This is a genomic window from Aeribacillus sp. FSL M8-0235, assembly GCF_038000355.1.
GTDB classification, from domain to species: domain Bacteria; phylum Bacillota; class Bacilli; order Bacillales; family Aeribacillaceae; genus Aeribacillus; species Aeribacillus composti.
The window spans coordinates 3,157,535-3,180,059 of the sequence record NZ_JBBOBW010000001.1 but is presented as its reverse complement, the minus strand read 5'-3'; the positions used below and the strand labels follow the sequence as shown (position 1 = coordinate 3,180,059).

Genomic DNA, 22,525 nt, shown 5'->3' with positions numbered 1-22,525 from the left:
CCTAATAAATAAATTGTTTTTTATTTAGCTTTCTTTTTACTAATAAAAGTGATATAAAGAGCATTCCGAATAGATAAATAGCAAGAAAAATAGGATTGATGAACAAATATTGTGATTTTGTTAAATAACCCATGATAAATAAAACCATGGGGATTGTCATACTAGGAAGTATGATAAATAAAGACATTGCATCTAAGATAGAATCGACCATTTTTTTATCGCCAAATTCATTCAATTCTTCAGCGTTTCGAAATTCAAAATGAGGATAGAAGGCGCTGGAAATATAATTTAAAGCGCCAAAAGCATTTAAAGCTAAAATTTGCATTGAGAGCAACCATATAATAGTAGTTAATGAAATGGGAGTGAGTATATAAACAATGAAATCACCTATTATGATTAAAGGAATTAACGTGATGATGTAAACAAAAAACTTTTGTTTAAATACATACCAAAGATTTTTTCCAGCATTTAAATAAATTAAGACATTGGTGCCATCACTTTCTAAGGCCATTCCCCCTATGAAATGCTGATAATGACGTTCCGCCAAAAAATAAATATGGTACAAAATAAAAAATGAAAATACTAATTGCTGCACTTTGTACTCATCATCTAAATTGGCGAGCAATCCGCTAAATATGCCAACAGAAAACCAATAAACGAAATCGCCAAACATATACGGAAGCCTCTTTTGAAAAAAGCTCGATCTAATAAATAAAAGAATCATAAAAGCTTTTTTCTTTAAAAACGGCACTTTTAATAACGGGGAAGGCAGCCGATCAAAATACTCCGCTGATCGCCTGTTGGGGTTTTCTTTAAAAAGAATGATAAATAACAAGTAAAATACCATAGTAAACATACACATCAATATCGTGCCAATATATGTATATAGAGAATCAGCAGTGAGAATATCAAAAAAGCTTAAATTGATTTTGATCGTCGTTACACTGTCAAACAGAATTTCCCAACCTTTGTTAGACCATTTTTCAAATGACTCGGATGTGGGATTTTCTTTAATAAAGGGAATATCAATAAGCCATCCTGTAAACTTTGCAGCGAAAAAATAGCCTATTGAAAATATGATCATTCTTGATATGACAATTTTGGCTACTTTGTTTACGAAAGGTTTTTCTATTATAAACTTGTATACATAAAATGTGTGCGAAAAAGAGACAGCAATGCTGACAAACAAATATAAAGAAAAGCTGAGCAGTGTTAATCCAATTACCATAGATATGTTTAAACCGATTGCGTATGATAAGCTAAAAAGCAATGTTAAAATATGTATGATGAAACTTCTTATGTTCCAGCAGATTGTTTCGAAAATAACCATAGAGTTGGCTTTACTTAAACTCAATTTAAAATGTGACAGCAGCCACTCCTTGTCCATTGAGCTTAAATTCCACTTGGAAGCTTTTATGCCAGCAATAACAGAGAAAACTATTACATATACAAAATAAAACTGCCAGAGAATATAAACATTGTTGTTAATTTGGGAAATTTTTTGCAATAAAAAGTCCAAAAATGGCGCACCTGTCGTTGCTGTATGTAAAAATTCATTCATAATTACCAGTTTTAATACAGCATATGCAGAAAAAAAATAAAAAATAGCCTCTATGACATCAAGAAAAAAAGCTGTGATCGCAAATATATATCCTGAATACCCTCTTCTATTTAAAAATTTACCCCATTGATTTTTCCATCTTATATAAATCTTCCATTTAATCCATGCTGCTCTCATTTTGACTCCCGACTTTCATAAATTTAATGTAATCAATCCCTCTACAATGGAAGCTAGAAGGATTCCTATAATTACCATTACGACATGTTTTAATAAAAATTTCAACCCATATTTTCTATTAAAATAAAATGTAAATCCTAAAAAGCCGATAGCTCCTGCTAATAAAAAAAAGGGGATTTCAAATATTCCATGAGGTATAACCTTTAAAAATATATTTAATAAAGGTTGATCAGATAAAATAAGATGAGTTAGACCTGCTCCGATAGATATGCCATTAATGAGTAAATAAATAAACGTAGGAATCCCAAATGTAAATAAACCCAGCATTAAAACTAGACAAACAAGTATATTATTTAAAAAAATAGAATACACTGAGTACCAGCCAGCTTTATAAGTTCTTTGGAGCTCAGCTGCCTCCTCCATTTGAGGCGAAGTCGAAAAAATTATCATGACCCCAATAATTAAACCTATGCCAAATACAATGGCAGAAAGGATAAAAGTGTTTCGTAGACGGGAAAAATAGTTCAACATCACTCACTCGCTAACTTTTTCTTAAATTAAATAGAAGGTAGGATAGAGAAAGACTAACGGCTCTCTATCCTATCCTAAAAACATTATGCTACTACAGCTTTTTTGCCTCCGGCTCTTAGAGCTATCTGCAAGGCTTTTAATGTGAGACCTGCTCCGGTTATCAATGTCAAGAATGAAGCTATTCCTAAACCGGCGTCCAAAAATGCAGCAATAGTTTTTGCAGTAGTTTCATTAATGCCATAAGCAACTAAAAGATCAAGTTCCAACATTATAATTCACCTCCTTTCAAATAAGTTCAATTAGTGTGTTAAATATAATTATTACTGGGAATAATATGGAAACTATCTTTGTTAAAGACTGCTTTGTAACAATTGTTAAGCTTAAACAAATTAGAAATAATGACCACAAATTAAATAATTCAATTTTCGATAAAAATATTTGCACAAATTGATTCATGTTTAATCCTGAAAATAGGTAGGCCAAGCTGGTGACAGGAATATGATATTGAGACGGATCAGATAACACGTATTTTATACCGAGCCCCAAAATAACAGGGGATTGAGCGATGATGACAAATCTCAATAATTCCCTGAATTTTACTTTCAATTTTACGATGGAGAGAACTATTTTTATTAAGGCTGTAAGTAAAAGAATATTAACGAAAAATAAGAAGACTTGCATAATTGCGGCAAAAATAGTAAGAGCATTTTTAAACGATTGTGATGGATTGTTTCCTAAAAGATCTGCTATATATTCGGATTCCAATAAATTTTGACTTATAACAATACTTATTGCGGCAAACAATATAACTAATGTCAAAGTAGCTAGTATTCCTAGTTTTTTTTCATTATGTATGTTCAATAAAGTTTTTTGCGGCGAATAAATGATTTTAAATGGATAAAATATCCTTTTGATAAAAACATGACTAGGGTTTCTTACCAATTGCTCTTGCTCTTCAAGACGCATTATCAAATCACCTGCTTACATAATTTAATGAGTTTTCGATATTTATTTGCTAAAAAACAATGTCAATATTTCATATGATCACAATGCTCCGGCTTGTTGTTTAAAGTTTTAGAGAGAAGAGAAGAATTGATATATTTTTGGTGGAATTTACAATTTCTTCTTCTTAATTCAAAATATATTACAAATCTTCTAAAAAAACATCGGTATTTTCCACAAAAAATGATGTGGAAAATACCTATTTTTAGAAAAAACAATGAAAAAAACTGTCATTTAGTGTAAAATTTTTACTATAAATACTAGTTGAAGGAGGGATAAAAAGCGAGAATCGATAGGATTCACTGAACTTTGCATTCGCAAAAGAAAAGATTGGATTTGGATGTGTTCTCTCACTTGTGTATATATGAAAAACAGACGGACAGTTAACGGAAAAGTAAATGAGTTTTTGAAAAAAACACTTGTTTAGCTCTAAGCTTTAAAAAAGGCATCTTTAAACTGTTGCGCCTTTAGAGGAAAATGATTTGGAAACGAAGATTATTTTTTTCGAGATGTGTATACGTTTTTAGTCTATAATCGCTAATTGTTTATGCTGATGCCAATGTACATCTGATTTTAGTGAAGCTAGTCTAAATACATTCTGTTCTAATTGAAATTCTTTTAATGGAAATTTTGTGAATTATTCTCACATCTGTTCTCTTCAATGTTTTTTAGACTTATAAAATGCTTTAAAAATAAAAGGGTGTTTATATTGAGTTTTCCGAAAAAATCAATTAGGGTGAGTGACGATCTAAAATCTTCGACGAAGATGGCTACGCTTAAATGCAGTCAGAACTGGGCATTGTAACTTCCTGATAACTTTGCCGAGATTAGGATGATTGAAATGAAAATTAAAGTACTACTGGTAGATGATCACTTACTAGTCTTGTTAGGAATCAAACGATTATTAGAACACGAATCAGATCTTGAAGTTGTAGATACCATTTGCGACCCTGCCGGCATCAATGCAGCAATATCAAAAAATCATCCGGATGTTGTGGTAATGGACATAAGAATGAAAGGCTACAATGGAATTGAGTTGACAAAGAAATTAATCGAAAGCTATCCGAATCTGAAGATTGTCATATTATCAGCTTATAACGATGATGAATATATTGACGCATCTTATCATGCCGGTGCTTATGCGTTCATTACGAAGGAAAACTCTGCTACAGAACTTGCAAATGCGATCAGACAAAGTTTTTTGGGCAACAATATCATTCCTAGAAAAAAAATAGAATATCAGAATCACTATTTAACCAAAACTGAGTTAGAAATTTTAAAGCTGATTTCTGAAGATAAAACGAACGCAGAGATCAGTGATATTTTGATGGTAAGCAGAAGAACGGTCGAACACCATGTTTCATCAATTATTAAAAAGCTGAATGTGTACTCAAGAGTTGGTGCAGTGGTAAAAGGAATAAAACTGGGACTATTAAAAACTATTTAAAATCGATCAGTAGCGTTGCATAAAAAAATTTAATGTTTGTCAAGCTCAATAAAAATTCCAGTTATTTCATGTAACTGAATATTCAGACATACAATCTTTCTAAGCAAGCTTAAAAGGACAATGACGTCTTAATCGGCAGTCCATTTCCACAATTTGGTAATATATTACAGAAACATTGGATCATAAACTAAATCGTCTAGGTGTTCCACCTCCCCTTCTTCAAATTGGTACACGATGGTTTCAAAATCTTTTTCCCAATGGTATTTTTTCCGACCGTTGGACGTTCGAATTGGCTTTTTAAAAAGGGAGCGAACAAAACAGTCAAAACCTTTAAAAAGCAGATTCTGTAAAGTTCGCTTGATCTCTAATAAAGGACCATCGTGATTCACTTTTAATTGGAGCATGGCCTGTAAGCAATAGGTGATTAGGGCGATCCAAATTTGATTGTAAACGGCATTTTGACTTTTTCCATAAAATCTTTTTATCTTAAGGTGCTGTTTCATCCATTTAAAGAAGGTCTCTATCTTCCAGCGATATCGGTATAAATCTGCAATCTCTTCCGCAGAAAGATCAAAGCAATTGGTTATGATGATCACGGGATTCCCTTCGCTGTCGACCGTTTCGATCAATCGGAGAGGATGAGTCATTTTGGTATGATTACGGTCATTTCCTAAAATGACAATCTGATCCCTATAAATCAAACGTTCTGGATTGGGAATCCGTTCCGATAAAACTTCAATCTCTGCGTTCTTTTTAAGCCGGGTAATGAATCGCACCCCTTCTCGGCATAAGCGGTCGAACTGTTTGTAATCGACATACCCTCGATCAAACAAGTAAATCGCATTTGGATCGATTTCAATGAGTTCGTCCATCTGTGTGCGATCGGCATGTTTCGCGGGTAAGATAATCCCTTGATCCGGAACAGTGATATCCTTCGTTACAACAACCTTTAAATGGAGTCGAACACCAGCCTTTGTCTTACGAAAAGTTGCCCATGGATATTGGCTCAAACTCATGCTCATCGTGGTAGAATCAATGACCAGAAGACGACCAATGTTTCGGATGATCGGGGCATTTTTCATTTGCCCTTGGATCTTTAAGACCAGATATTTAAATACTTTTTCAAACAGTTGAGGGGATAATTGGCCTAATTTGCGAGAAAGTTGCGAAGTACTAATTGCATCAAATTCCAGATATGTCTGCAACTCTTCCTTGTCTTTCAAATGTTTGGCCAATTTTGTTAAGCTTTCCAATTCGTTTAACTGAGCGATGATACAAAGTTGTAAAAACTTATACGCCGTTAATTTTTTAATGTATTTGTCAACGTCAATCACATTAATTAGTTTTGAAAAAGTTATTGGATCGATCTCTTTAAATAGTTCATTTATTGTGGATTCTGTGGTATTCTTATCCATAATGGTTTCTCCTTATTCTTAGGATTTGGATAGGACTGCCAATCCTAATTATAAGGAGTTTTTTTATATCCAAAAAGATGAAATTTAACATAAAATTGGGCTTGACAAATTAAAATTAACTTAATGCAATGCTACTGAAAATCGATATATTTTGTTCAAATCGGAAGCCTACATTCCAGCATGTAGGTATTCAAGACATGGATATTGTGTCTGAACTCAATTGCGCTTTAAACAACAAAACCGCTGTACCGTGTGTGAGAGTGTCTATCAAACATAGTGATTCTCTTATTTTTTAAAGCCGAAATGTATAAACTTGACTTTTCCAGGTGGAGGATTTAGCAAAAAGACCTATTTGTTCTCTCAATTTCATTCTTAAGCACTATTCAGAATAGGATATTTTATCTATAGGAAGATAAAGGTAAATATGTTATTTTTAAACAGAAAATTTTTTAATATTTTGAATAGGAGGAATCAAAAATGAAAAAGAAATTGTTTATTGAAGAATTGGAAGTAAGGCAATCTAGCTCTCCGTTATTTGTGAGCCCTATTGTGGATCCGGGATATGCCACAACGTTAGCTTTAGGCGAAGAAGGAGGATATACAACTCAAGCTATCGGGGAAGAAGGCGGGCCAATTGTTACCACATATGCACTTGGCGAAGAAGGCGGTTTTATAAAATAGGTTTTGTTAAAAGTTGGACAAGCGCTCCAGAGAATGTTTTCTGGGGCGCTAAAATTCGGAAAATTCTCATTTATTTCATCGGAGGTGCGAAATGGCGGAAGTATCTGTTGGTATTATCGGTTCACAATTTGAAAGGCATTGTCTTTATTTACAAAAGGAATTGGTTCGACAAGGCGCCCAAGCATTCATTTTAGATAATTCGCCGGATGTCCCCTACCCCTTAAGCTTTGGGGGTGAAGACAGCCATTATGAAAACCGTGATTTATCGGAAACGAACGTTTACTTTTTGAGAGCATTATTTGTTCCTACTCCTGCATTCGATACTTCTCAAATAAAGGAACAAATCAAGGAGAATGGATTTTTGGCATATGCGGCGGAGCGGGAGAGATATGCTGCTTGGCTGTCTTGGTTAAAATCTTCCTCTTACTTCGGCAGACTCATCGTCAATCCTGTTGATACACTGCTCATTCATTTTGCAAAGCCTTATCACCTTGAGTGTCTAAGAAGAGCAGGTATTCCCGTTCCTAAAACGTTAGTAACCAGCAATCCGGAAAAAGTTTTGGAATTCAGCCATAACTGCGATGTCATCTATAAACCTGTTGCTGGAGGAGCATTGTGCCGTCTATTGACAGAGGAAGATAAAAAACCTGAAAGATTAGAAGCATTGAGCACAGCACCGGTGCAATTCCAAGAATACATAAAAGGCCAGGATGTACGTGTATTTGTCCTGGACGGAAAAGTCATCGCATCATTTATCATTGAGGGAGAAGGAATTGATTATCGTGAAGGCGCCCATCAAGTCAAACCCTTTGAGATAACGCCAGAGATCGCTCAGTTATGTATAGAGGCATGCGAAACATTAGGGCTTATTTTCAGCGGAATTGATTTAAAACTACGTCCAGACGGTTCTGTTATATGCATTGAATGTAATCCAAGCCCAATGTTCGAAGGATTCGATCGGGTTGCCCCTGTTTCAATTGTTTCCCAGCTGGCTTCATACTTGATCCAACAAGCCATTCTTAAAGAGGAAAATAAACTGAAAGTGAGAAACTGACGTTTGGAGAGGGAGTATTTGTGAATTACTCACAGTCATTTCAAAAACCGTTAGTATACAAAATAGGAAAGATAAAAGAAGATCGGTACTGGATTGAACGACCGGATGGACTTTTATTGCAAATAGATAACTATTCAAAAAAATTGTTGGAGCAGTTGGCAAACAAAGAGCCTATATCTTCTATTGCAGATAAAATGGAAGTATCGGAGAAGGAAATTTTACTATTTCTTGAAAAGTTAGGCATCGATAAGGATGCAGCCTTTTCCCTTATTGAAGAAAAACAATCTGATTTTGAGCCGGATCAAAAGCCGCTCATAACCTATTACAATCCTTGGCTGGAGCGTAAATGGTTTAACTGGATTACCGCAGGTGCTGTTTTGATTTCGATCATCAGCACCGTTTTGTTCATGATCAACACTCCATTTTTTCTCGTCACTGATCTAAAAGGTCAATGGATCATCGCCGGAGTTTTAACATTTTCAGTCCTCATCCATGAGCTTGGGCACTTATTAACAATGCCGCGTACAGGGAACATTTCCATTTCTGTTCAATGGTCCGGGCCTGTCCCGTTATTTAGCATTGTTTGCAATGAAGCTTGGAAGCTATCAAAATGGCAGCGCATGCGGATCAACATCGCGGGCTTTACGGCAGATTTGATTGTATGCGGATTAACATCAGTGATCGGCTTATGCTTTGCACAGCTTTCACCATGGATTTGGTCCTTTCTTATTGTTCATATGTTTAGAATGCTGTTTGCGATTTTCCCGCTGCTTCCTGGAGACGGCTACTGGATGATCGTTGATCTATTGAATCAGCCGAATTTGTGGAAAAATGCAATAGATCAACTAAAGAAATTGAAAATTAATTTGCTTTCCTTCTATGCTTTTGTGCGGATTGCCTTTCATATCTTTATTTGGATTTTATATACGTATTTCATTTTTTTGTGGTCAGCTATCATATTCACAAGGCCGTTTGAAGACGTTCTTTTATTCTTTTTACAGCCTGCGCCGTTGTTGTTATTCCTGAACCTTTTCTATCAGCTGATTTTCATTACTTCCCTCGGAATCAAGCATATAAGGCGGCTGGACAAGGCGGAACGGGCTCTGGAACGGTAACGATTTTTCGCCATTTTATGAAAATCATAACTTAATGATTCGCCATAAACGGCTCTCGAGTTGTTGAAAAGATTGCAAGAGTGGAATTTTTGAATGATTATTCCCGGAACGGAGCCAATCTTGAACATAATTTAATTGATTTTTTTTGAAAAAATATTGACAAAAAATTCAATCCATGGTAATCTTTAAACCGCAGTAAATCAATAGGAATAATTTAGGTTCGATCAGACGACTGAAGGGCCTTGCAATGCTTGGAAATAATATATTTTCAGGCGTGCAAGGCCTGTTTTTATTTAATTTAAAGAAATTGGTTGGACCATTGAATGTCTGAACCAAATGCGTTGTAAAAAAGGAAATGGAGGGGTGGTTCATAGTGTCACACAAGTTTTTAGTACATAATGTCGGCGATTCTGTGGGAGTCGCAATAGAAGACATTGAAGCAGGCGAGCAAATCCAAGGGGTCATCTTAGAAGACGATTCAGTTGTTTCAGTAGAGTCTAGAGATTTTATTCCTCTTGGTCATAAGATTGCTTTAGTGGATTTGGATGAAAACAGCAAAGTAATTGAATATCGCGTACCGATTGGTGTAGCTACAAAAAAAATCTATAAAGGGAGCTATGTTCATACTCATAATTTAAAAACGGCGAGGTGGAAATATGGAGAATAAAATTTGGGGTTATCGCAGAGAGAACGGAAGAGTTGGTATTCGGAATCATGTAGTGATCATGCCTGTCGATGACATTTCTAATGCGGCAGCAGAAGCGGTTGCTAAAATTGTTCCTGGTACTTTAGCGATCCCGCATGCATACGGGCGATTACAATATGGGCCGGATTTAGACTTGTTTTTTAAAACGATTATCGGCAACTGTTCTAATCCAAATGTAGCAGCTGTTGTTGTGATTGGTATTGAGCCTAACTGGACAAATCGAATTGTTGAGGAGGTACAAAAAACAGGCAAGCCGGTAGCTGGATTTTCAATTGAACGTTATGGCGATTTGTCTACGATTGAAAAAGCAGCTCGAACAGCACAAAAATTTCTGCAGGATGCTTCTGAAATTCGCAGAGAGCCTGTGGAATTATCAGAAATTTTAGTGAGTATTAAATGCGGAGAGTCGGATACGACAACCGGGTTAGGATCATGCCCTACGGTAGGAAATGTAGTTGATCGTTTAATCGACGAAGGCGGAACTGTTTTGTTCGGTGAAACCTCCGAATTAACTGGCGGCGAGCATTTAATTGCAGAGCGTTGTGCCACTCCAGAAGTAAAACAAAAATTTTTAAGCCTTTATCAAAACTATGTTGAAGAAATCGCATCAAAAGGTGTTGATCTGCTTGGCAGCCAGCCGACAGAAGGAAATATAAGAGGCGGCCTCACAACAATTGAGGAAAAGGCGCTCGGCAATATCGAAAAAACAGGCACAAAACCGGTGGTTGATGCTTTAGGACCTGCGGAGGCTCCAGTAAAAGCGGGATTGAATTTTATGGATACCTCCTCTGCAGCAGCTGAATGCATTACTTTAATGGCAGCTGGAGGGGCAGTCGTACATTTCTTTCCTACCGGTCAAGGCAATATAATTGGTCATCCAATAGTACCCGTTATTAAGCTTTCGGCAAATCCAATTACAGTTTCTACTATGTCAGAGCATATCGATGTAGACGTTACAGGATTATTGAAACGGGAATATAATCTCCAGCAGGCTGGCGATTTGCTGCTTGATATTTTGATCCGAACAATAAACGGACGTTTAACTGCAGCGGAAACATTAGGGCATAGAGAATTTGTTTTGACGAAACTTTATCGCAGTGCATGAGCGGAGGAAAGTAATGAAAATACTAATCTCTGAATATATACCTGAATCCGGGATTAACAGGATGAGGAAAATAGCGGAGGTCGAATACAATCCGGATTTATGGAGAAATAAACAGGAATTAATAAACAAAATAATAGATGCAGACGCATTAGTCGTTCGAAACCAGACAATTGTTGATCAGGAAATACTGGATGCAGGGAAAAAATTAAAGGTAATCGGCAGATTAGGAGTCGGGCTTGATAATATAAATTTACTTGCAGCAAAACAACGTAATGTAAAAATCGTCTCCGCCAAAAATGCCAATTCGGTTTCAGTAGCAGAATATGTTATGGCCGTTATTTTAACGGCATCGAGGTCTATCATACAAGCCGGAGAAGACGTTAAAAAAGGAAATTGGAATAGGAAATTATTTACGGGAAATGAGATATACGGGAAAACATTGGGATTAATCGGAACGGGAGAGATTGGCCACAGGCTTGCTAAAAGAGCCATTGCATTTGGAATGAAAGTGATCGGCTATGATCCTTATATAAGAGAATTCGATTATCCTTTTTCTGAAACGGGGATTACAAAGGTTGAATTAGCAGAGGTCTTAAAAGAGTCCGACTTTGTAAGCATTCATGTTCCGCTAACGAATGAAACAAGAAATTTACTTAGTACGAAAGAATTTAACTTAATGAAAAAAAATGCAATTATTATCAACACTTCTCGCGGGGGAATTGTTGATGAATCCGCCTTATTCAAGGCGGTGGAATCCGGGCAAATAGCTGGTGCTTACTTAGATGTACTTGAGAATGAGCCGGTCGAAAAAGACTATTTTCTATTAAACAGCAGCAAGATTACTGTAACTCCGCATATTGCTGGATTAACAGAAGAGTCCCAAGAACGAATCACTAACATTATTTCAGATGAAATTATGAAAGTACTTGAGGGAAAAGAATCACTATTTTTAGTTTCATATGATTTTTAAAGGGTGAGTGAAGTTTGACTGTTTATGATGCGAAAGCTTTAAAAAAATTTGTTGAAGATGTTTTGGTGAAGCAAAACGTTAAAAAAGAGAATGCTGAAGTTGTAGCAGATTCATTAATAAGGGCAGATCTTGAAGGTATCACAAGCCACGGAATCAGCAGATTGCCGATCTATTCAAAACGTTTAAAAGAGGGGCGGATTAATCCGACCCCGTCCATAAAAATACAAAAAAAAGGGTTATCCATTTTAACTGTCGATGGAGATAACGGATTGGGCCAGATTGCATCATATTATGGCATTAAAGAGGGAATCAAAACAGCAAGAGAAACGGGAGTTGCTGCCATCGCCATTCGAAAAAGCAACCATTTTGGATGTGCATCATATTATTGCAAGGCAGCTTGCGATGAAAACCTTGCAGCAATTGTGATGACAAATTCTCCGCCTGGGATTCCGCCTTGGGGAGGCAAAAAAGCTTTCTTTGGAACGAATCCGATAGCATTTGGCTTTCCAGTCAAAAACGGACCGGATGTTATTATCGATATGTCTGCAAGCGTCGTTGCAAGAGGCAAAATTATAGAAGCGGCAAAGGAAGGAAAAGCCATTCCAAAAGGCTGGGCAATCGATCAAAGAGGCAATGATACGGAAGATCCTGCAGAAGCATTAAACGGAGCCGTTCTTCCTTCGGGAGGAGTAAAGGGGTATGGCTGGGCTTTGGCAGTGGAAATATTAACAGGGCTATTAACAGGTGCTGCTTACGGCCCACATGTCGAAAATATATATGACGATAACGGCCAAATAGCAAATGTAGGGCATTTTTTTATTTTAATCGATATAGAAAAATTTATGCCTGTCGATCAATTTACCTCTCTTCTGCAAAAAATGCTTTTGGAAATGAAAGATGTTCCTAAAAAAGAAGGAGTCCATACAATTTTGTACCCTGGGGAACGAAGAGAACAATCTTATATTCATAAATTACATTGTGGTATTCATTTATCTCAGGAAGTGGAAAAGGATTTAGTGCAGCTGGCTAATCAGTTGCAATTGGAATTTCCTACCACAGGTGATCATTATGTTTGAAAATATTCGTTTTGATCGTTCCACTGTTCCGAATAAGATTGTTGAAGAATTGAAATCACTTATTCAAGAAAATAAGCTGAAACCCGGGGAAAAGCTGCCGTCAGAAAGAGAGCTTTCTCTTAAATTAAATGTGAGTCGAAATACAATAAGGGAAGCTTACAAAGTTCTCTCTACGCTCGGATTTATTGAAATTAAACAGGGGAATGGCGTTTTTGTAGCGGATGGAACGAATAATTTAGCTCAATTAGCCAATCATTACTTTGTCAAAAGCGACCAATTTGCAGATTTATTTGAAATAAGAATGCTCATTGAAACGCAAGCAGTAGTATGGACTGTTGAACGGGCATCCGATTCGGAAATTGACGTTTTGTATCAGTTTGTAAAAGAGACTGTACAATTAATCAGCGAAAATAAAGTGAATGAAAAGATTTTGTCTGAACGAGATCACAAATTTCATATTAGAATTGCGGAGCTTTCCAAGAACGCAATTGCTTATCGGATAATGAACAGTCTCACTAGCCTTTTTAACAATATCAGGGTGGAGACATCTAAAATACCTGATCGGATGCACCATTCGTGGCTGGAGCACTTAGAAATTGTCGAAATGATCAAAAAGCGCGACATAATTAGGTCAAGGAAAAGCATGGAGAAGCATTTACAAAGTGTCGAGCAGACTTTAGAAAACGCAAAGAGGGATAACGGCTAACATATGACATTTAAGTTTATTTCCGAGAAAAAATCGACGGGTTCACCGCTGTATTGTTCGGCCTCTTATCGGTAAATGAAAGCAAAACTCTATCACCCTTATATATGAGCTGATGTACCTTAGCGCCGACGCTTGTCATTCGCTGATTTTTATAGCAAAAATATATTGTCAGGCGCCATTTTTTCCGAGATTCATTGAGATACTTCTTGTGCTATTTGGAATTGGCTGTGTTTTGAAAGGAAAAAGGCAGAGCTGCCAGCAGGAAAAATTCGCCTCACCTTCTTTATTAAGCTTCTTAATTATGAGCATAGGCTGTGCAGCCAGTCCGTCAGCGGTATCCGTTCGCTGGATTTTTTTATGATGATGAGGAACTTATCCTAGAACCAGGCTATTTAAATTCTGAAGATTTTACGAAAGATGTACAAAATGAAACGGAAGCATAAACAAAATTAGCCGAAAAGACTAGAATCCGCAAATGACATGAAGGCCATTTTCTATTAAAATGATTTTAAGATTTAAAATAGATAGAAAATGGTAAGCAAAAACAACAGAGAAAGTTTTCTGTGCTGGCAACACCAAATCGAATAGTTTAATGGGGAGTGTTTTCGAACAGACGGGAGTCAGGATGCACTCCCCAGCTATTTACTATAGGGGGAAATTTTTGTGGCAGAAACAATTGCACCAATGACGGCAAAACATTTGGAACAATGTATTGAACTATATATGAAAGTTTTTAATCGTGACCCTTGGAATGAAAGCTGGACATATGAAACGGCTAAAGAAAGGCTTACAGATTTGCTGCATACTCCGAAATTTACAGGATTTTTTTGGGGAATCGATGGAACTCCCATTGGTTTTATAGCAGGGAACAGCAAGAAAACATATCAAGGAATAACTTTTTATTTAGCGGAATTATGCATCAATCATGAAATTCAAGGTAAAGGCTATGGCTCTAAGCTTCTCCAATATTTAGAGAAAGATTTACAAAAGAAACAAGTTAAAAGCATTTACCTCTTAACATCCACTGGAGGACTTGCAGAAAGCTTCTACAGAAAAAATGGTTATGCTGTGAATAACAATCGAATTGTGATGAAAAAAAATTTCTTTTAGACAGTTTTTTCCTAGCTGAAATTTTATCCAGCCAATTTTCGGTCTCCGCCAAAGAATCATGCAATCACTGTGCGCATATGAAACCGAATGAGATAATGTTTTAAAACGAGAAACGAATTCAAATTTTGTCAAGTGTTATTCCCCACGCTTATGTTTGGGGAAATTTTTTTTGTGATTGACAAAAAATAATGGTAAATAGTTAAATGTATTTAATTAAATATATTTAACTATTTATTGGGGGATTTTATGGTTAAAGACAGCATTGCGTTTATTGCAAATTATTTGTGGAGGGAATCGATTAAAAATTTACATATGCATTTGACGGAGGCGGAGATTAAAAATTTCAGCAGCAATGACTACTATTATTTAACGACTATTTACTATATGGGGAAACCCAATTTTTCTCAGGTGGCAGAAGCTTTGAACCTCACGAAGCCGGCTGTTTCAGCGATGATTAGAAAGCTGTCAAAAATGGGCCTTATAGAAAAAATACAATCGCAGGAGGACAAACGAGTTTATTATGTAAGTGTTACAGAAAAAGGAAAGAACATTGTCGAAGGTGATGAAAAGCTCTACAAGAAAATTGACTTGCAAATAAAAGAGTGTTTAGGAAGCGATCATAAATATGAATTTCTGGAAACTTTATTGGCAGAAATCGTTCGTTATTTGCAAAAAACAGATCGCTAATGCATCATATACATTTTTACATGGAGGAGCTGTTCATGAAAAGGAGTTTTGAGGGTAAATCTGTTATTGTCATAGGCGCTTCAGGGGGATTAGGTTCAAGCTTTGCAAAAGCTTTTGCCGATAAAGGTGCAAGGCTTCTTTTAGTTGGAAGGAATGAAGAAAAGGTTAAAAAGACAGCAGAGCAAATAACTGGAGATATAACAACAGCCGTTTTTGACATTACTGATTTACAATCGATTAAAGAACTGAAAAATATTGTAAAAAGGTGGTCGGCCCATATTGATATTGTCGTCAATGCTTCGGGTTATGACGTGAGAAAGTCTTTAGCTGAGCATAGTTATGAAGAAGCGAAAAACACGCTTGATATCAATCTTTTAGGAGCGATTCTTATAACGAAGGCATTCCTGCCGCATATGAGAGAACAAAAAGGCAGCACGATTATGCATATCGGGGGATTTGCAGATGGCCGCTTGGCTTTTCCATATTATAGTGTCGATGCTGCATCACGAGCAGGGCTGTTCACATTTATTGAAGCTGTAAACCGTGAATTGGAGTTGGAAGGTAGTCAAGCAAGGGTTGCCTTTTTTTCGCCAAGTCCTGCAGATACTGAAGCTGAAAGACCATTTCATCCGCTTTGGAGGAAAATGGGTGTTTCCATTATGCCTGTTGAAAAAGTGGCAGAGGATTTGCTTAAAACAATTGAAAAAAAGAAGACAGTACGAATTATGGGAGGGATGTCCACGATCCTTTTTGCCAAGGTTAACTCCATATCACCGAAGCTGGCTGATGCTATCATGATGAGAAAATATGGAAAAATGCTTCAACAATTTTTTTACAGGACAGAGGATGGCGGACAGCAAAAGCCGAGTAGGCATAAAAGAGGCTATCTCCGCAAGATTGCTGTCATTCTTATTATCGCCTCGTTTATTTTGTATGGACTAGCCGTCGTTGTCCCATTGCTTCCGCTCACTCTTACTCAAAAAGCGGCGGCTGTTCCGGCGCTGATTGCAATTGGCGAAATCGTTTGGTGGGCCGGGCTGGCAATCGCAGGTCGGGAAGTCGCTGCCAAGTACAAAAAATATCTTAATCCGTGCACTTGGTTTTCCTGTAAAAGAAAAACAATTTAAAGATTAGAAAAGTGCCATCAGCTGGAATTCTAAACTTTATGCGAGAAGTGAGGAGCTTGGAATTTTTTTTGCCAGATTGGCATATTCTTATTGTTAGTTGTTGGAATAGGATTCATTTCAAAATTATTGGGTAAATATAGGTTGTACTTTTTGCTGACTCTCACTTTTACAGTTTTAATTTTTGCTGTTCTAAATACGAATGATTTTAGTAATCGGCCTTTCTTATATGTTGTTTTATTTGGGACAGTTTGTCTAGCTTCAATGATAAAATTGACGATCCAAACGTATAAGTTAAAATAAAAGGTTCTTCTGAGTTTTATCAGGTAGACGGCAGCTTATAAATAGCGTAAAAGGACATTTTGAAATTCTTTTAAATGAGAAAGACGTCCTCAACACCTATCTTGCTTTCTTCTAAATGTTGATTCGGTTATTAGGCAGGCGGCAGCATGGATTATTTAAATAAGGAAAAGAAAAGACTTACGTTTTGATAAGGCGAAATCCCTTTAAATTCGAACAGTCATACAATGCCCTAAAGGGGCTGTCTTAGAAAGTCAAATCGTCATTGATAACCACGATATATCAACATTTCTAAAACATTAATGGGGGCGTCAATAAGCCGTAAAAACGACTTATTAGACACCCCCATTTTGTGATTGCATTTTAATTCATTCGGTTTTAAGCTTCTTTTTCATTAATTCATTTATTATGGCAGGTATTAATAAATACAATGCGTAGGCAAAAGACATCCATGCTGCAAAAGCGATAACCTGCGGCTCATCAAGCTTAGGAAAAATCAGCTGGTGGTTGGATAAAGAAAAAGTATCTAAAATTAAACCAACGATCGTGCCGATGAATCCAAATTTCAGCGGTGCATTTTCGGCTTTGTCAAACAATACATATAAATACGTGGCTCCTGCCAATAACACCCCTGTTCCAGCTATTAGCAAAGAGAGGCTGACAGCAAACTCCGCTGTACCCGGTCTGAAAAGAACGCTGTCCCCAAACATAACAAAAAACATTGTGGCAAAAAACCAAACAAAAACGCTCCAGCATGCTGTGTACAAATATCCTTTCATTTGTTCTCCACCTCTTGTAAGCCGCTCAATGCTATAAATAATTTCTCAAGTTCTGCGTATGTTTTCTCTACCGGAAAATTTTTTGACAATAGAGCCTGTAAGGCGATTCCGTCTACAACAGCGTTTAAAATGATCGCCCATGTGTCAAGCGAAATTCCTTTAATTGGTGATGAAGGCCATATTTTTAATAAATTTTCCGCTAGAGCTTTATTTTCTTGTAAAATAATCCCCTCAAGCTGTTCCCTGATTTTATCATTATGAAAACCTGAAACGACGAGCGTTAAGAACAATTTATGAAAAAAAGAATCATGAGAACAACGGCTTTTCGCTGTCTCAATCGCTTGTTTAATGATGTTGCCGTCACTTTTCGATAATTCGTCCCAAGAACTGTCGCAAATATCTTTTACAATATCCAATAATAATTGTTCTTTTGTTCGAAAATGATAATAAACAGTCCCCTGCGTAACCCCTGCCGTTTCGGCGACTGCCCTCAATGTGAACTTTTCAATTCCGTTTTTGACTAAACACTTCTTCGCGGAACGAATTAATTCATTTTTACTAATAACATTCGGCTTTGCCATATGATCACTCCTTATTAGTTATTCATATAACTAACTTAACTCAAAAAAATTTACCGTTTATTCACTGATTCATTTTAGATTATACAAAATTCTTGACAGTACCACAATATAAAATGGTCATAATTACTATCTTTTCAAAAGTCATTTGAATTCTCTCATTTGAATATTGACAAGAAAAGAGTTTTCATGTGACTCTTTTTAAGAGAGAAAGGGCAGGTGAACAAAATGGATATCAATGAGTTTCAACAATGGGTGAAGGAGTATTATGACAGCAGGGGCTGGGCTGAATTAGATATTTTTGTCCGCATTGGATTTTTAGCCGAAGAAACAGGGGAAGTTGCCCGAGCTATAAGAGCGCTTGAAATTGGCAGAGACAGACCAGACGAATCAACAGGTTCAGTTGAGGAAAATAAACAGGCATTAATCGAAGAGCTGGGAGATGTGTTAGGAAACATCATAGTGATTGCAAACAAATACAATATTCCTTTGGAAGAAGTATTTCATTCACATAAAAAGAAGCTGTTAGATCGTTATTCTACTGTTTAAGTTTTATGTCTTAAAAATTCCGTAATAAGGTAAAATTGCGGCATCGCTGTTCCACGTGGTGAACGGATTCTTCCGTATTCTTTGATGCCGCAAACGATTGTTGAATAGATTGTGAAATCCATTTCTTTTTATGGTCGACCAATTGCAAATAAACTTTCTTTTCCGGGCAATAGGGGGGATGCCCAATTTTCAAAAGTCATTAGCGATAAAAACGATTCCAAGGTTATTAGATAAAAGGCAGTGTTCGCATCAGAGGATGACGATTCTGCGTAAAACGGTTCCGAACTTATATAGCTTGATATTCACATAAGGGAGATGCCGTTTTTATTTGGTTATAAAAATTTTTGAAGTTTAACTTTTTAACTGAAAGGCTTTTATAAATTATTGGTTAGAAAAATCCTGATGGGACTATTTTTCTATTTTTCGTGTAATGCTGCGGCGGCCGTCTATACTAACAGGAACATCTCCTGCAATTGTAATTCTTCTCACAACTCTTTGTTCGTCGCCATAGTCATTTATTGCATAATGCTGGGTTGCACGGTTATCCCAAATCACAACATCTCCTGCACTCCATTTCCAGCGAACTGTATTTTCTAATTGTATAATATGCTGCTGCAGGACAGTGAACAATTGGGCTGAATCGAAGGTGGAAAGTCCGACAAATTTTTTGACAAAATGACCAAGTAAAAGATTGCGTTCACCGGTTTCAGGATGTATATGGACAACGGGGTGCTCGGTTTCATATAAAGTGGAAGTGAATACTTCGTCATAGTGCTTTTTTGCTTCAGGAGATATATTATATCGCTGTGCTGCATAATCATAGGCATTTGTATGGATTGCCCACAATTGATCAGCAAGATTCCGTAGTTCTGTTGGCAGAGTTTCATAGGCAGCAGCTGTGTTCGCCCAAACAGTATCCCCTCCTGCTTCAGGGATCACAACCCCCCGTAAAATGGAGAATTTCGGAAATGCATCTACAAATGTAACATCTGTATGCCATGAATTGGCCCGGTCGCCACGATCAGAGTCTAGCTCAAAAATATAATTGGAGCCGTCTTTTGCTGGAACAGTTGGATGAACAACAGGATTGCCAAGCAGCTGTGCAAAGGCTTCCTGCCCCGCATCATCTAGATGATGCTGATTTCGGAAGAAAACTACCTTGTACTTTAAGATCGCTTCGCGAATAAATTGAATTGTTTCAGCATCTAGTTCATCGGAAAGTTTGATGCCTGATATTTCAGCGCCAATTCGTCCGGCAACTGGTTTGACAATAATCTCTGATTCATTTTGTACTTGTTTGACATCAGTCATAGGATCGCCTCCTCAAGAAAGTTTATGATTCTACGGAATATTCATCTTTCTCAAAATTTCATCGGCACTTAATAGAAGCCCCACCTCCTTGCTCGTTGAGTGAGCCATTTTAATAAACCGATAATAAGCAAGAAAGCCAGAGCAGATGAGCTCCGGCTTCCAGATGGCTGGTCAGCTTTTTATTCCAGTTGTAAATCCTATGAATTCATATCGGTTTAGTAAAAATATTAGATTCACAAGAAAAAATGTCAATATTAAATTTTAAAAATTTTTTATTTATAAAAAATTAATATTTTACAGTAAATTTTAGCTTGACTATTTTTCATTTGCTCAGTAACATTAAGGATAACTAATGTATACTAATTCAATAGGAAATATCGGTTAATTGATTGTTCCCACCGGTCAACCGGAGACATTGCTGCAAAATGTCTCCGGTATTTTTTTAATAGATGAATATGCCGACCAGTACACTGGAGGTCTTTACAGAAAATGTAAAGACCTTTTTTATGCGGGCTGGCATGGACTTAATTGAACTGCCGTATACCGAACGGTACGTACGGTTGTGTGAGAGGTCGGGGGTTAGTCACCTCTTCCTATTCAATTGAAATCAAAAGGGAGGAGTAAGATGAAGTTGTTGAAGAATTGCAGAGTGATAGGAATTTTATTGTTAGTAGGGACAGTTGTTTTATCTGCTGGCTGCCAGAACAAAACAGTTGCTGAAAAAGAAGGCAAAGCCGGAGGTGATGGCAAATATGAGACGCTGACACTGCGCTATCAAGGATCTCCTGGACAAGTCACTTTCCCGGAATTGGCGGAAGATTTAGGTTATTTAGATCCAATCAAACTTGAATGGGTTGGAAATACAACGAGTGGACCACAGGATATCCAAACAGCTGCAACAGGGGAAATTCATTTTGGCGGTGCATTTAATGGAGCAATTATTAAATTAAAAGCCAGCGGCGCCCCGATTAAAGCCGTGATCAGTTATTACGGCAGCGATGAAGATACGTTCAGTGGGTTTTATACATTAGAGGATAGTCCGATTAAAGAGGCGCGAGATTTAATTGGCAAAAAAGTCGGGATGAATACTCTCGGTGCACACCATGAATTCGTGTTAAAAGAATACTTGCGTCAAAATGGATTAACAGAGGAAGAAATTAAAAAAGTAACGATAGTGGTGATTCCGCCAGTCAATGCAGAACAAGCATTGCGTAATAAACAAATTGATGTAGCTGTGTTAGGCGGAATGCTGCGAGACCGGGCATTAGAAAGGGGCGGGATTCGGAAGCTCTTTAGTGATTATGATTTGTTTGGTGCTTTTAATGCGGGCAGTTATGTTTTTACTGAGAAATTCATTAAAGAAAATCCGAATACTGTGAGAAAATTCGTTGAAGCAACAGCGAAAGCAATTGAATGGGCGCGTTCAACCCCTAGAGAAGAAGTCATTGCCCGTTATGAAGCAATTATTGAAAAAAGAAAACGAAAAGAAGATGGTGAAACAGTTAAATTTTGGAAAAGTACAGGAATCGGCTCGAAAGGAGGTTATATACAGGAGAAAGATTTTCAAGTGTGGATCGATTGGCTAATAAAAAGCGGTGAGTTGAAAAAAGGCGAAATTGGGCTGGATGACTTATATACAAATGAATTCAACCCTTACTAAAGGAAGCTTGAACAAAAATGTTTAGGAGGTGTTCAACAGGTGACAGATAAAATTCAATTTGACCATGTCACAAAAATTTTTAAAATTCGGGATGTTGAAAAGGGAAAAGGAAGCTTTAAAGAGTTTACCGCATTGAGGAACGTTCATTTTTCCGTTAAAAATGGAGAATTTCTAACGTTAGTCGGGCCGTCAGGATGCGGAAAATCAACTTTGCTTGATCTTCTCGGCGGATTGTCTCAACCAACATCTGGGAAAATTTTGATAGATGGGAAGCAAATCGACGGCCCCGGTTTAGATCGAGCAATTGTCTTTCAACAGTACGCCTTGTTTCCTTGGAAAACAGCTAAGGGAAATATTGAGTTTGGTTTAAAAGCGAAAGGTGTGCCAAAAAAGGAACGTTCGGAAATCGCCCGTCATTTTTTGGAGCTAGTCGGCTTGTCCGGCTTTGAAGAACGTTATCCCCACGAACTATCAGGCGGGATGAAGCAGCGTGTAGCTATTGCTAGAAGTTTGGCTTTTGACCCTGACGTTTTATTAATGGATGAACCGTTTGCGGCCTTGGATGCTCAAACACGCGAAACATTGCAAAACGAATTGCTTCGTATCTGGGAAAAAACAAAGAAGACGATCGTGTTCATTACTCATGGAATTGATGAAGCCGTGTACTTAGGACAGCGTATCGCTGTAATGACTTCACGTCCGGGGACGATAAAACAAATTATTACAAACTCAGCTCATTCCCAAGCAAAGGAAGACGATGCGCGTTCCACGCCGGAATTTGTAAAGACTCGCCATCAAATTTGGGATTTACTTCGGGATGAGGTCAGTAAATCGCAAAATGATCATAAAAAAGAGCATTCAGCTTAGGAAATTTAATAAAA

Annotated in this window: 24 protein-coding genes; 16 read left to right on the top strand and 8 right to left on the bottom strand. The window is 37.1% G+C overall.

All coding sequences use genetic code 11. The features are described 5' to 3' along the window. Position 1: 1 nt before the first annotated feature. The 4 genes from NSQ71_RS15590 to NSQ71_RS15575 all read right to left on the bottom strand — a co-directional run bounded on the left by NSQ71_RS15590 (position 2) and on the right by NSQ71_RS15575 (position 3,235). Positions 2–1,738, bottom strand: coding sequence for a hypothetical protein (locus NSQ71_RS15590; protein WP_339193336.1), 1,737 nt, complete (start codon positions 1,736–1,738; stop codon positions 2–4). Between the two features lie 15 nt (positions 1,739–1,753). After that, the gene (locus NSQ71_RS15585; RefSeq protein ID WP_311066486.1) at positions 1,754–2,269 is read right to left on the bottom strand and encodes a stage II sporulation protein M; all 516 of its coding nucleotides are present in this window, start codon (positions 2,267–2,269) and stop codon (positions 1,754–1,756) included. Between the two features lie 83 nt (positions 2,270–2,352). After that, positions 2,353–2,538, bottom strand: coding sequence for a hypothetical protein (locus tag NSQ71_RS15580; protein WP_339193335.1), 186 nt, complete (start codon positions 2,536–2,538; stop codon positions 2,353–2,355). A gap of 16 nt (positions 2,539–2,554) precedes the next feature. Further along, a complete protein-coding gene (locus NSQ71_RS15575; protein ID WP_339193334.1) occupies positions 2,555–3,235 on the bottom strand; it encodes a YIP1 family protein in 681 nt (226 codons plus the stop codon). An 877-nt stretch (positions 3,236–4,112) separates the two neighbouring features. On the opposite strand from NSQ71_RS15575, the gene NSQ71_RS15570 reads away from it, so the two are divergent. Next, positions 4,113–4,718: a response regulator transcription factor gene (locus NSQ71_RS15570; protein WP_340734191.1), complete on the top strand. Its 606-nt coding sequence runs from the start codon at positions 4,113–4,115 to the stop codon at positions 4,716–4,718. A gap of 164 nt (positions 4,719–4,882) precedes the next feature. Here NSQ71_RS15570 and NSQ71_RS15565 read toward each other — a convergent pair whose 3' ends face one another. Beyond that, positions 4,883–6,133: an IS4 family transposase gene (locus NSQ71_RS15565; protein ID WP_339192832.1), complete on the bottom strand. Its 1,251-nt coding sequence runs from the start codon at positions 6,131–6,133 to the stop codon at positions 4,883–4,885. A 477-nt stretch (positions 6,134–6,610) separates the two neighbouring features. Here NSQ71_RS15565 and NSQ71_RS15560 point away from each other — a divergent pair, with 477 nt between their 5' ends. From NSQ71_RS15560 to NSQ71_RS15505, 12 genes are all read left to right on the top strand, one after another. Then, positions 6,611–6,814, top strand: coding sequence for a hypothetical protein (locus NSQ71_RS15560; protein ID WP_063388395.1), 204 nt, complete (start codon positions 6,611–6,613; stop codon positions 6,812–6,814). A 91-nt stretch (positions 6,815–6,905) separates the two neighbouring features. Further along, complete coding sequence (locus tag NSQ71_RS15555) at positions 6,906–7,868, top strand: ATP-grasp domain-containing protein (RefSeq protein ID WP_340734190.1); 963 nt, start codon at positions 6,906–6,908, stop codon at positions 7,866–7,868. 20 nt (positions 7,869–7,888) lie between these two features. Beyond that, positions 7,889–8,983, top strand: a complete 1,095-nt coding sequence (locus NSQ71_RS15550) for a hypothetical protein (protein ID WP_340734189.1) — start codon at positions 7,889–7,891, stop codon at positions 8,981–8,983. Between the two features lie 373 nt (positions 8,984–9,356). Continuing rightward, the gene (locus NSQ71_RS15545; protein ID WP_232515603.1) at positions 9,357–9,650 is read left to right on the top strand and encodes a UxaA family hydrolase; all 294 of its coding nucleotides are present in this window, start codon (positions 9,357–9,359) and stop codon (positions 9,648–9,650) included. Beyond that, on the top strand, positions 9,640–10,794 hold the full coding sequence (locus NSQ71_RS15540; RefSeq protein WP_066248079.1) for a UxaA family hydrolase: 1,155 nt from the start codon (positions 9,640–9,642) through the stop codon (positions 10,792–10,794). Before NSQ71_RS15545 ends, NSQ71_RS15540 begins: the two co-directional genes overlap by 11 nt. Positions 10,795–10,807: 13 nt before the next feature. Then, positions 10,808–11,764, top strand: a complete 957-nt coding sequence (locus NSQ71_RS15535) for a hydroxyacid dehydrogenase (protein WP_340734188.1) — start codon at positions 10,808–10,810, stop codon at positions 11,762–11,764. Between the two features lie 14 nt (positions 11,765–11,778). After that, the gene (locus NSQ71_RS15530) at positions 11,779–12,840 is read left to right on the top strand and encodes an Ldh family oxidoreductase (protein ID WP_340734187.1); all 1,062 of its coding nucleotides are present in this window, start codon (positions 11,779–11,781) and stop codon (positions 12,838–12,840) included. Next, on the top strand, positions 12,833–13,546 hold the full coding sequence (locus tag NSQ71_RS15525; protein WP_063388402.1) for a FadR/GntR family transcriptional regulator: 714 nt from the start codon (positions 12,833–12,835) through the stop codon (positions 13,544–13,546). Before NSQ71_RS15530 ends, NSQ71_RS15525 begins: the two co-directional genes overlap by 8 nt. 314 nt (positions 13,547–13,860) lie before the next feature. Continuing rightward, a complete protein-coding gene (locus NSQ71_RS15520; RefSeq protein ID WP_261308733.1) occupies positions 13,861–13,989 on the top strand; it encodes a hypothetical protein in 129 nt (42 codons plus the stop codon). 220 nt (positions 13,990–14,209) lie between these two features. Beyond that, positions 14,210–14,656: a GNAT family N-acetyltransferase gene (locus NSQ71_RS15515; RefSeq protein ID WP_340734186.1), complete on the top strand. Its 447-nt coding sequence runs from the start codon at positions 14,210–14,212 to the stop codon at positions 14,654–14,656. Positions 14,657–14,902: 246 nt separating this feature from the next. Continuing rightward, on the top strand, positions 14,903–15,343 hold the full coding sequence (locus NSQ71_RS15510) for a MarR family winged helix-turn-helix transcriptional regulator (RefSeq protein ID WP_340734185.1): 441 nt from the start codon (positions 14,903–14,905) through the stop codon (positions 15,341–15,343). A gap of 35 nt (positions 15,344–15,378) precedes the next feature. Further along, positions 15,379–16,470: an SDR family NAD(P)-dependent oxidoreductase gene (locus tag NSQ71_RS15505; protein WP_340734184.1), complete on the top strand. Its 1,092-nt coding sequence runs from the start codon at positions 15,379–15,381 to the stop codon at positions 16,468–16,470. A gap of 665 nt (positions 16,471–17,135) precedes the next feature. Here the strand turns inward: NSQ71_RS15505 and NSQ71_RS15500 are convergent. Continuing rightward, the gene (locus tag NSQ71_RS15500) at positions 17,136–17,546 is read right to left on the bottom strand and encodes a DUF5367 family protein (protein ID WP_063388406.1); all 411 of its coding nucleotides are present in this window, start codon (positions 17,544–17,546) and stop codon (positions 17,136–17,138) included. Continuing rightward, the gene (locus tag NSQ71_RS15495; protein WP_063388407.1) at positions 17,543–18,127 is read right to left on the bottom strand and encodes a TetR/AcrR family transcriptional regulator; all 585 of its coding nucleotides are present in this window, start codon (positions 18,125–18,127) and stop codon (positions 17,543–17,545) included. Before NSQ71_RS15495 ends, NSQ71_RS15500 begins: the two co-directional genes overlap by 4 nt. A gap of 225 nt (positions 18,128–18,352) precedes the next feature. Here NSQ71_RS15495 and NSQ71_RS15490 point away from each other — a divergent pair, with 225 nt between their 5' ends. After that, a complete protein-coding gene (locus NSQ71_RS15490) occupies positions 18,353–18,673 on the top strand; it encodes a MazG nucleotide pyrophosphohydrolase domain-containing protein (RefSeq protein WP_063388408.1) in 321 nt (106 codons plus the stop codon). A gap of 408 nt (positions 18,674–19,081) precedes the next feature. Here the strand turns inward: NSQ71_RS15490 and NSQ71_RS15485 are convergent, their stop codons facing one another. Beyond that, positions 19,082–19,984: a TauD/TfdA dioxygenase family protein gene (locus NSQ71_RS15485; protein WP_340734183.1), complete on the bottom strand. Its 903-nt coding sequence runs from the start codon at positions 19,982–19,984 to the stop codon at positions 19,082–19,084. A 625-nt stretch (positions 19,985–20,609) separates the two neighbouring features. On the opposite strand from NSQ71_RS15485, the gene NSQ71_RS15480 reads away from it, so the two are divergent. Together NSQ71_RS15480 and NSQ71_RS15475 are read left to right on the top strand one after the other, a co-directional pair. Beyond that, positions 20,610–21,644 (top strand): ABC transporter substrate-binding protein, encoded by a 1,035-nt coding sequence (locus tag NSQ71_RS15480; RefSeq protein WP_063388410.1) that lies wholly within the window; start codon positions 20,610–20,612, stop codon positions 21,642–21,644. 39 nt (positions 21,645–21,683) lie between these two features. After that, on the top strand, positions 21,684–22,511 hold the full coding sequence (locus NSQ71_RS15475) for an ABC transporter ATP-binding protein (RefSeq protein ID WP_063388411.1): 828 nt from the start codon (positions 21,684–21,686) through the stop codon (positions 22,509–22,511). Positions 22,512–22,525 lie beyond the last annotated feature (14 nt).

What these genes read in the sequence shown, in the direction of transcription:
- NSQ71_RS15590 (WP_339193336.1), bottom strand. Translation starts at nt 1,738, where the DNA reads ATGAGAGCAGCATGGATTAAATGGAAGATTTATATAAGATGGAAAAAT.
- NSQ71_RS15585 (WP_311066486.1), bottom strand. Translation starts at nt 2,269, where the DNA reads ATGTTGAACTATTTTTCCCGTCTACGAAACACTTTTATCCTTTCTGCC.
- NSQ71_RS15580 (WP_339193335.1), bottom strand. Translation starts at nt 2,538, where the DNA reads ATGTTGGAACTTGATCTTTTAGTTGCTTATGGCATTAATGAAACTACT.
- NSQ71_RS15575 (WP_339193334.1), bottom strand. Translation starts at nt 3,235, where the DNA reads ATGCGTCTTGAAGAGCAAGAGCAATTGGTAAGAAACCCTAGTCATGTT.
- NSQ71_RS15570 (WP_340734191.1), top strand. Translation starts at nt 4,113, where the DNA reads ATGAAAATTAAAGTACTACTGGTAGATGATCACTTACTAGTCTTGTTA.
- NSQ71_RS15565 (WP_339192832.1), bottom strand. Translation starts at nt 6,133, where the DNA reads ATGGATAAGAATACCACAGAATCCACAATAAATGAACTATTTAAAGAG.
- NSQ71_RS15560 (WP_063388395.1), top strand. Translation starts at nt 6,611, where the DNA reads ATGAAAAAGAAATTGTTTATTGAAGAATTGGAAGTAAGGCAATCTAGC.
- NSQ71_RS15555 (WP_340734190.1), top strand. Translation starts at nt 6,906, where the DNA reads ATGGCGGAAGTATCTGTTGGTATTATCGGTTCACAATTTGAAAGGCAT.
- NSQ71_RS15540 (WP_066248079.1), top strand. Translation starts at nt 9,640, where the DNA reads ATGGAGAATAAAATTTGGGGTTATCGCAGAGAGAACGGAAGAGTTGGT.
- NSQ71_RS15535 (WP_340734188.1), top strand. Translation starts at nt 10,808, where the DNA reads ATGAAAATACTAATCTCTGAATATATACCTGAATCCGGGATTAACAGG.
- NSQ71_RS15525 (WP_063388402.1), top strand. Translation starts at nt 12,833, where the DNA reads ATGTTTGAAAATATTCGTTTTGATCGTTCCACTGTTCCGAATAAGATT.
- NSQ71_RS15510 (WP_340734185.1), top strand. Translation starts at nt 14,903, where the DNA reads ATGGTTAAAGACAGCATTGCGTTTATTGCAAATTATTTGTGGAGGGAA.
- NSQ71_RS15505 (WP_340734184.1), top strand. Translation starts at nt 15,379, where the DNA reads ATGAAAAGGAGTTTTGAGGGTAAATCTGTTATTGTCATAGGCGCTTCA.
- NSQ71_RS15500 (WP_063388406.1), bottom strand. Translation starts at nt 17,546, where the DNA reads ATGAAAGGATATTTGTACACAGCATGCTGGAGCGTTTTTGTTTGGTTT.
- NSQ71_RS15495 (WP_063388407.1), bottom strand. Translation starts at nt 18,127, where the DNA reads ATGGCAAAGCCGAATGTTATTAGTAAAAATGAATTAATTCGTTCCGCG.
- NSQ71_RS15490 (WP_063388408.1), top strand. Translation starts at nt 18,353, where the DNA reads ATGGATATCAATGAGTTTCAACAATGGGTGAAGGAGTATTATGACAGC.
- NSQ71_RS15485 (WP_340734183.1), bottom strand. Translation starts at nt 19,984, where the DNA reads ATGACTGATGTCAAACAAGTACAAAATGAATCAGAGATTATTGTCAAA.
- NSQ71_RS15480 (WP_063388410.1), top strand. Translation starts at nt 20,610, where the DNA reads ATGAAGTTGTTGAAGAATTGCAGAGTGATAGGAATTTTATTGTTAGTA.